The 7293-nt window shown below is 72.6% G+C and carries 9 protein-coding genes; 4 read left to right on the top strand and 5 right to left on the bottom strand.

Annotated features, from left to right (window positions below; translation table 11 throughout):
- The 4 genes from VLJ82_RS13780 to VLJ82_RS13765 form a co-directional block, all read right to left on the bottom strand.
- The coding region (locus VLJ82_RS13780) for an ATP-binding cassette domain-containing protein (protein ID WP_408663933.1) at window positions 1-405 on the bottom strand (405 nt) is incomplete at its 3' end.
- A 147-nt stretch (window positions 406-552) separates the two neighbouring features.
- On the bottom strand, window positions 553-1431 hold the full coding sequence (locus VLJ82_RS13775) for an alpha/beta fold hydrolase (RefSeq protein ID WP_408663934.1): 879 nt from the start codon (window positions 1429-1431) through the stop codon (window positions 553-555).
- A gap of 61 nt (window positions 1432-1492) precedes the next feature.
- The gene (locus VLJ82_RS13770) at window positions 1493-2206 is read right to left on the bottom strand and encodes a polysaccharide deacetylase family protein (RefSeq protein ID WP_408663932.1); all 714 of its coding nucleotides are present in this window, start codon (window positions 2204-2206) and stop codon (window positions 1493-1495) included.
- Window positions 2207-2276: 70 nt separating this feature from the next.
- The gene (locus VLJ82_RS13765) at window positions 2277-3473 is read right to left on the bottom strand and encodes a glycosyltransferase (protein ID WP_408663931.1); all 1197 of its coding nucleotides are present in this window, start codon (window positions 3471-3473) and stop codon (window positions 2277-2279) included.
- Between the two features lie 17 nt (window positions 3474-3490).
- Here VLJ82_RS13765 and VLJ82_RS13760 point away from each other — a divergent pair, with 17 nt between their 5' ends.
- The 3 genes from VLJ82_RS13760 to VLJ82_RS13750 all read left to right on the top strand — a co-directional run bounded on the left by VLJ82_RS13760 (window position 3491) and on the right by VLJ82_RS13750 (window position 5690).
- Window positions 3491-4429 (top strand): 3-oxoacyl-[acyl-carrier-protein] synthase III C-terminal domain-containing protein, encoded by a 939-nt coding sequence (locus tag VLJ82_RS13760; protein ID WP_408663930.1) that lies wholly within the window; start codon window positions 3491-3493, stop codon window positions 4427-4429.
- A 41-nt stretch (window positions 4430-4470) separates the two neighbouring features.
- Window positions 4471-4752 carry a phosphopantetheine-binding protein gene (locus VLJ82_RS13755; RefSeq protein WP_408663929.1) on the top strand — a complete coding sequence of 94 codons (282 nt, stop codon included), beginning with the start codon at window positions 4471-4473 and terminating at the stop codon, window positions 4750-4752.
- A 71-nt stretch (window positions 4753-4823) separates the two neighbouring features.
- Window positions 4824-5690: a 2-hydroxy-acid oxidase gene (locus tag VLJ82_RS13750; RefSeq protein ID WP_408663928.1), complete on the top strand. Its 867-nt coding sequence runs from the start codon at window positions 4824-4826 to the stop codon at window positions 5688-5690.
- 5 nt (window positions 5691-5695) lie between these two features.
- Here the strand turns inward: VLJ82_RS13750 and VLJ82_RS13745 are convergent, their stop codons facing one another.
- Entirely contained in the window at window positions 5696-6733 is a 1038-nt protein-coding gene (locus tag VLJ82_RS13745) for a methyltransferase (protein WP_408663927.1), read from the bottom strand.
- Window positions 6734-6902: 169 nt separating this feature from the next.
- On the opposite strand from VLJ82_RS13745, the gene VLJ82_RS13740 reads away from it, so the two are divergent.
- Window positions 6903-7293: TauD/TfdA dioxygenase family protein (locus tag VLJ82_RS13740; RefSeq protein ID WP_408663926.1), on the top strand; the 391-nt coding region annotated here is incomplete at its 3' end.

Here is a 7293-nt window from a genome sequence, read left to right as displayed (position 1 = left end):
GTCGGCGAAGTCGCCGAGCTGGAAGGCCTTGATGGCCGTCTCGCACAGGGTCAGCGCGGTGGACTTGGGCAGGCCGTGCATCCGGGCCTGCAGCACCAGCTCGCGCCGGGCGTTGGACTGCTCGTAGGTGCCGCTGGCCTGGCCGACGTAGCCGATGTTCTTGCGCACCTGGGCCGGGGCCCGCAGCAGATCGGCGCCGGCGATCCGGGCCTCGCCGCCGTCCGGGCGCAGCAGCGTGGACAGCATCCGCAGGGTGGTGGACTTGCCCGCGCCGTTGGGGCCGAGGAAGCCGAAGATCTCACCCCGCTGCACGGCGAAGTCGACGCCCCGCACCGCCTCGACGGTGGTCGCCTTGCGCCCGTGGCCGCGTTGGTAGGTCTTCTTAAGGCCAGTGGCCTCGATCATCGAGCCTCCTCGTGCAACGGCCGACCACCGGGCCAGGCACGAGGCGAGATTACCTCAGTGCAGTCACCGGGCAAGGGCGAAGTGGAAACCAATCGGCCGAACCGGAGAACTCACCCGGAACGGGCCGACCGGGTCCAGGGCGCCGGATCAGGAGGACGACTCGGCCAGCGCGCCGGCCCGGGCCAGCCGCTCGCTGACAGCCGCCCCGACCACCGCGATCGGCGCGGGCAGCAGCATGTGCCGGTGCGCGCTGTCCACCTCGAGCACCTCCAGGCGACGCTCGACCAGGGGCTGCCAGTCCGCGAGCTTGTCGGCCAGCGGCCGGCCCTGGCGCATCGCCGCGCAGAACAGCACCGGGCCGCGGACCAGCCGGGGCCGGTAGGCGCGGGCCACCGTGACGGTATTGCGGATCACCCGCAGCAGCGCCTGCAACCGCTGCATCGGCCAGTCCTCCAGGCCGAGGCCGGGCCGGCGCTGCACCAGCTGCAGCAGCCGCGCCTCGGGGTCGGCGTCGTCGGCGGTCAGGCTGGGTTCGTAGCCGAACTCCGCGAGCACGAAGTTGTACAGCATCCAGGCGTCGGCATCGGCGCCGGTCAGCGTGTCGACCTCCGGGGCGGCGTCCATGATCGCCAGCAGCCCGACCTGGTGGCCGCGCCGCTCGAGTTCCTCGGCGATCGCGTAGGCGATGTTGCCGCCCAGCGACCAGCCGAGCAGGTGGTAGGGCCCGTCCGGCTGGGTCATCCGGATCTGGTCGGCGTAGTCGCGCGCCATCTCGGCCATGCTGGCCGGCAGCGGCTCCGGTCGGCGCAGCCCGCGCGGCTGCAGGCCGTAGACCGGATGCTGCTCGGCGACGTGCGGCAGCAGGGCCCGGTAGCACCAGCTCAGCCCGACGATCGGGTGCGCGCAGAACAGCGGTGCCCCGTCGCCGCCCACCCGCAGCGGCAGCACCAGGTCCAGCACGCCGCCGGCGGCCCGGGCGGTGGCACGCCGCTGCCGGGCCCACTGGAAGTCATCAGCCGACGGCATCGCCACGCCGGTCACGATACCCCGCCGGTTGCTGGCGAAAAGCGGTTTGGAACAGCCCGCCTCAGCTGGCCTCGGTGGCCAGTTCCGGCTCCGGCAGGCCGGTCAGCTCGAAGCCGGCGTCGCGCAGCCGCGGCAGCAGCAGCGCGGTGATCGCGACGGCCTGCAGCTCCAGGTCTGCCTCGGTGAGGCCGCTGCCGGCGAATTCGCTGTACGGGGCGAAGTCGTGCAGCAGCACGATGCCGCCGCCGGTGCGCTGCAGGCGCTCGACGATCTCGGCCACGCAGCCCGCCACCGTCTGGACCGGACGCGGATTGCTCGGCGGCCGTAGCGGGGCGTCGTTGCGGTAGGTGAGGTCCCAGTCCCGGCCGTGCGCGTGCCAGCCGACCGGGCCGGCGTACCCCGGCACCGGCTCGTTGCCGACGCCGTACGGCGGGCGGTGCCAGATCGGCCGGCCGGCGAAGAAGTCCCGGCCCAGGTGGTGCTCGACCCGGGCGCGGACCTTGCCCAGCTGGTCTCTGGCGATCAAGGGGTGGGTGAACGGCCGGTGGTACTCGCTGTGCAGGCCGATGGTGTGCCCGTGCTCGACGTAGGCGTGCAACTCCTCGCCGTAGCGCTTGATGCTCTCGCCCAGCACGAAGAAGGTTGCCGGCACGCCCTGCTCGCCGAGCAGCGCGGCCAGCTCGGCGGACTTCGGCCCGGGGCCGTCGTCGTAGCTGAGCACCACCTGTCCCGGTGCCAGAGCGGGCGTGCCGGACAGCAGCGCGACGTCGTCCATCGGCGGCCTTTCGAGGGGGAGACAAACCGGGCAGAGCTGTCTGCAAGCTCCCCAAAGTTGCCGAATTGCCTTATAGCACCGAGGGATTCTCGCTTTGCGGGCAGCCTAGCGGGCCGGCGTCAGGTCCGGCGGCCAATGCGGCAAGCTGCTCGACCGCGGCCGCGGCACCACCCGCGGCGGCGAAGTCCTCGGCCACCCGGCGGGCCGCGGCGCGGTAGCCCGGCTCCTCCAGCACCGCCGTCAGCGCCGTCGCGAGCTCGGCGGGACTCGCCGAGAAGAAGGAGACCTCGATGCCGGCACCGGCTTGTGCCACCTGGCGCGCGATCGCCGGCTGGTCGGCCCGGATCGGCGCGACCACCAGGGGCACGCCGTGGGCCAGCGACTCGGTGACGGTGCCCATGCCGCCGTGGCACACCACGGCGTCCAGCCGGGGCAGCACGTCGAGGATCGGTACCCGGTCCAGCACCGTGATGTTCCCGGGCGGGTCGGGGATCGCCTCGGCAGGAGCCAGCACCACCGCCTGCACCCGGTCGGCCAGCAGCTCCAGCGCCGGCAGCATGCGCCGGTAGAACTCGTCGGAGTGCTGCGCGGCCAGGGTGCCGACGGTGACCAGCACCTGGTGCCGGCCGGGCTCGCGGGCGGGCCAGCCGACCGGTTCGGCGGGCCGGCGGCCCAGCACCGGCCCGATACACACGCACTGCGGCGGCAGCGGTGCGGCGCCGGTCAGCGCGGTGCTGGTCAGGGCCAGCACCAGGTGCGGGGAGAACCGCAGGTCGACCGGCGGCCGGCCGGGCAGTCCGGCCAGCTGCCAGGCCCGGGCCAGCTGCCCGGCGACGAACTCCGGATGCCCGGGCAGTTCCCAGCTCGGCGGCGTGAGCTCCATGGCACCGGTGGCCAGGGTCGCCCAGCGCAGGTCGCGCCGGCAGGCGACCAGCGCACCGGCGAGGGTGTACTGGTCGCTGACCAGCACGTCCGGCCGGTAGTCGGCCACCGCCTCGTCGACGGGGGCCAGCAGGAAGCGGGTGGCCGGGATCACCACGTCGGTCCACAGCTTGCGGGCCCCCGCCACGCCCAGGTCGGGGTAGTCGCGGTAGTAGCGCTTGCCGGTCGGGTAGATCCGCGCCCGGTCGCCCACCAGTGGCCGCAGGTCGGTTTCCGGCCCGCACCAGGCCACCTCGTGGCCGGCCCCGGCCAGCGCCTGACCGATCGCCACCGGCGCGTAAAGGTGGCTGGCCAAAGGGAAAACCACGATCAGGAAGCGCGCCACGCCGGTATCCTGCCACGGTGACCGCCCTGGACGCCGTGGCCGCCTACCAGCCGCCGGCCCGGTGCACCGTCGAGGAGGCCGCCGCCCAGCTGGGCCTGCGCGAGATGGACGTCAAGCTGTTCCGGCGCTTCCACGGCCTGCGCGAGATCTGCCGGGATCCCGAGACCTCGCTGCCGGACCTGCTGCTGGCCGCCGCCGACCGGGTCGGGGTGCGCGGCGAACGGCACCGGATCCGCTACGTGCTGTGGGCCCGGGCGTTCCCCACGGTGGTTCCGTACCCGCTCAACCCGCTGCACGAGGTGTGCCACGCCCTCGGCCTGGAGCACGCGCTGGCCTTCACCGTCAGCCAGCAGTCCTGCGCCAGCGGCCTGCTGGCGATCGACCTGGCCGGCCGGCTGCTGGCCGCCGACGCCGCGGGGGATGCCGCCGATGCACCGCTGGCCCTGGTGCTCACCGGCGAGAAGGCCTTCACCCGCGATGCCCAGCTGATCCCGGGGATGTCGCTGTTCAGCGAGGGCGCCTCGGCCTGCCTGGTCAGCGCCACCGGCAGCCGGGACCGGCTGCTCGGCTACGCCTGCTCCCAGCACGGCGAGTTCGACCCGGCCGGCGGGCGGACCGTGGAGGAGTTCCAGAACTCCTACCGGCCGCTGCTGGCGGGGGTGATCTCCGAGGCGCTGGATCAGGCCGGCCTGGCACTGGCCGACCTCGCGCTGATCCTGCCGCACAACGTCAACCTGGTGACCTGGCAACGGATGTGCCGGCTGATCGGGTTCCCGGTGGACCGGGTGCTGCTGGACAACATCGCCGGCAACGGCCACGTCTTCTGCTCCGACGCGTTCCTCAACTACCAGACCGCCCGCGAGCGCGGGCTGCTGCGGCCCGGCGACCGCTACCTGGTCGCGACGGTCGGCGCCGGCCTCGGCGCAACTTTCGCCGCCATGGTGTTCGAACACTGACTACAGTGCCAGCACCGGGGTACATGAGAAAGAGGCGATGAATGGCACTACCAGAGACCGGCGTGGATGAGCAGTTCCGGCAGGAGGTGGTCAAGACGACCTGCGACCTGCTCGTGCTGCTGCTCGAGCGCGAGGAGCAGGTGACCGAGGACATGCGGTTGATGGACGAGCTGATGGTTAGCTCGCTGCTCGGGCTCGAGTTGATGCTCCGGCTGGAGGAGCAGCTCGACATCCAGATCGACGTCGAGCTGATGGATCAGGACAAGATCGTCACCGTCGGGGACCTGGCCACCTTCGTCGCCGGCCACTACCGCCCGGCCTAGTGCCGGGAACCGCTTCCGAGCTCCCGGCAGCCGGGTGTGCCGGACCCTGGCTGGTCGGGGCCGAGCGCCGGGTGTTCACCGGATCCGCGGGATTCCTCGACGACCCGGCCAACCGGGCCGACCTGGAGACCTACCTCAGCGACCTGACCCAGCCGTACCCGCACAGCCGTTACGCCGCGGACGCTTCCTCCCCGGTGGCTGGCCAGTCCTACGGCGAGATGGCCGAGGAGCTGATCCGGGCGGTGGCGCCGGTCGAACCGGTCGACCTGCTGGTGCTGGCCTACGCCGTCCACGACGCGCAGCCCGGCCGGGCCACCGCGACCTACCTCAGCTCGGTATGCCCGGGCACCCCGCTGTCCTTCGCGGTCAGTGACCAGGGAACGGCTGCCGCCTTCAGCGCGCTGCGGATCGTCCGGGACTACCTGGCCGCCGATCCCGCCCAGACTGCCCGGGCTTCCGGTTCCGGCCGGGCTTCCGGGTCCGGCCGGCGGGCGCTGCTGATCGTGGCCGAGCAGGCCACGCTGCCCTATCCGTCCGCCGGGGCTGCGCCGGAACAGCACCGCGGGCTGGCACTGCTGCTGTCCGGCGGCGCGGTTCCAGCGGGCGCGACCGGACGGCTGGCCGGGCTCCGGCAGCGGACGAACCTGGCCGCCGGCGCGCTGGCCGGGCAGGTCGCCGCCGACCTCGCCGAGCTCTCGGCCGGCTACCGCCGGGTGCGGGTGGTGGCCAACTCCGCGCTGGCCGAGGCCTGGCCCGAGCGTCCGGACGGGCTGCTGCGGATCGCCCCTGCCGGCCAGCCGTCGACCGGGGTGTGGTGGCAGCTGCTCGACGAGTTCGCCGCCGTTACCGGGCCGGACCGTCCTGACCTGCTGGTCGCTGCCGACTACGAGCCGGAGCTGGGCTACCTGTGCCTGGCCGGCTTCGAACCGGCCGGCTGACGGGTTCAGTCCTCGGCAGCCCGGTCGGCCTGGAACTCGAACAGGGTGAGGCCGCCGGTGCCGGAGTAAGTGGCGGTCAGGGCCAGCCCGGCCTCGGCACCGAGCGCGATGAAATCGTCCACGCCACGTTCGCGGCCGCCGACCGAGACCAGCATGATGAGGTCGTAGGGCGACAGGTGCGGGACGTACGGCTCGGTCGGCATCACCTCGACCACCAGCACCCGGCCGCTGGACCCGGCGGCCTCGGCGCACCGGCGCAGGATCACCGCGGCGTGCTTGTCGCTCCAGTCGGTCAGCGCCCGCGAGATCACGTAGACGTCCGCCCCGGCCGGCAGCGGGCTGAAGAAGTCCCCGGCCACCACCTCGGCCCGGTCGGCCACCCCGCGCTCGGCGAACCGCTCGGCCGCGGTCGCCACCGGTTGCGGGCGGTCCACCAGGGTGCCGCGCAGGTGCGGGTGGGTGACCAGCAGTTCGGCGAGCAGGCCGCCCGACCCGCCGCCCACGTCGGTGACGGAGCCGACCTGCTGCCAGGGGTAGAGCGTGGCCACCTGGGGCGCGGTGGTTCGCTGCTGGCTGCGCATCAGCTCGTCGAAGTAGGCCCGCATCGCCGGGTCGGCGTCCAGGTCGGACCAGTAGTCGCGGCCGTGCACCGCGGCGTAGCTCGGCTCGCCGGTACGGATGGCCTGCGGCAGCGCCAGGAAGGCCAGGTCGGTGCGCGAGCCGAGGCTGTCGAAGTCCAGGTAGGCCCCGTGCCCGCCGGCGGTGCGGTCGCACAGCAACTCGCCGATGTCAGTGAGGCTGAACTCGTCCGGCGACTCCTCGGCGAAGACCCCGCGGTGCGCCAGGAAGCGCAGCAACCGGGCCAGCGCCTGCGGGTCGGCGTCGCAGCTCTTGGCGAGGTCGTCGAGGTGATGCACGCCGGCCGCGATCTGGTCGGGGATCCGCAGGGTGACGACCGTGCGGATCCCCAGCGGGGTGGCAAGGTCTGTCAGCTCGTCCAACCGGGCGCTCGCGCTCTTACTGGCCGGGTTGTCGACCGCCATCGGCAATGAGCCCCTTCGATATCGACAGGCCCCAACGGCGGGTCGTCGGGACCGGCGGATTCTGTCAAGGCCGTCACGACGCAGTCAAGGCGCTGGTGGACCAGTGCCCGACCTGAGAAGATGCGCTGGCGCAGACACTGCGAGCGCGCAGCATCGGAAGGAAGCAGCCGTGACCACTTCGATCGAGCCCGAAGTCCGGCGAGTGACCGGCGCGCTGGGCGCCGAAATCTCCGGCATGGACATCAACCACCTGACCGACGAGGGCTTCGAGCGCATCCACCAGCTGCTGCTGGACCACCAAGTGGTCTTCATCACAGGGCAGTCCGACCTCACTCCCGAGTCGCACATCGCGCTCGGCCGGCGCTTCGGCGAGGTGGAGCTGCACCCGTACCTGCCGCGGCTCGAGGGCTATCCCGAGATCGTGATCATCGACTCCGAGGACGGCGGCCGGGTCGACGTCTGGCACACCGACATGACCTTCCACCAGAGCCCGCCGCAGTTCTCCATCCTGCAGCTGCTGCAGGTGCCCGAGACCGGCGGCGACACCATGTTCACCAACC

Source organism: Jatrophihabitans sp. (genome assembly GCF_035474675.1).
Taxonomy (GTDB): domain Bacteria; phylum Actinomycetota; class Actinomycetes; order Mycobacteriales; family Jatrophihabitantaceae; genus Jatrophihabitans_A.
Note: the sequence above shows the minus strand (reverse complement) of the source record. Positions and strands in the feature narration are given on the sequence as shown.

Coding starts and splice junctions, on each gene's coding strand:
- VLJ82_RS13770 (WP_408663932.1), bottom strand. CDS start 2,206: ATGGACGACGTCGCGCTGCTGTCCGGCACGCCCGCTCTGGCACCGGGA.
- VLJ82_RS13745 (WP_408663927.1), bottom strand. CDS start 6,733: ATGGCGGTCGACAACCCGGCCAGTAAGAGCGCGAGCGCCCGGTTGGAC.
- VLJ82_RS13755 (WP_408663929.1), top strand. CDS start 4,471: ATGGCACTACCAGAGACCGGCGTGGATGAGCAGTTCCGGCAGGAGGTG.
- VLJ82_RS13775 (WP_408663934.1), bottom strand. CDS start 1,431: ATGCCGTCGGCTGATGACTTCCAGTGGGCCCGGCAGCGGCGTGCCACC.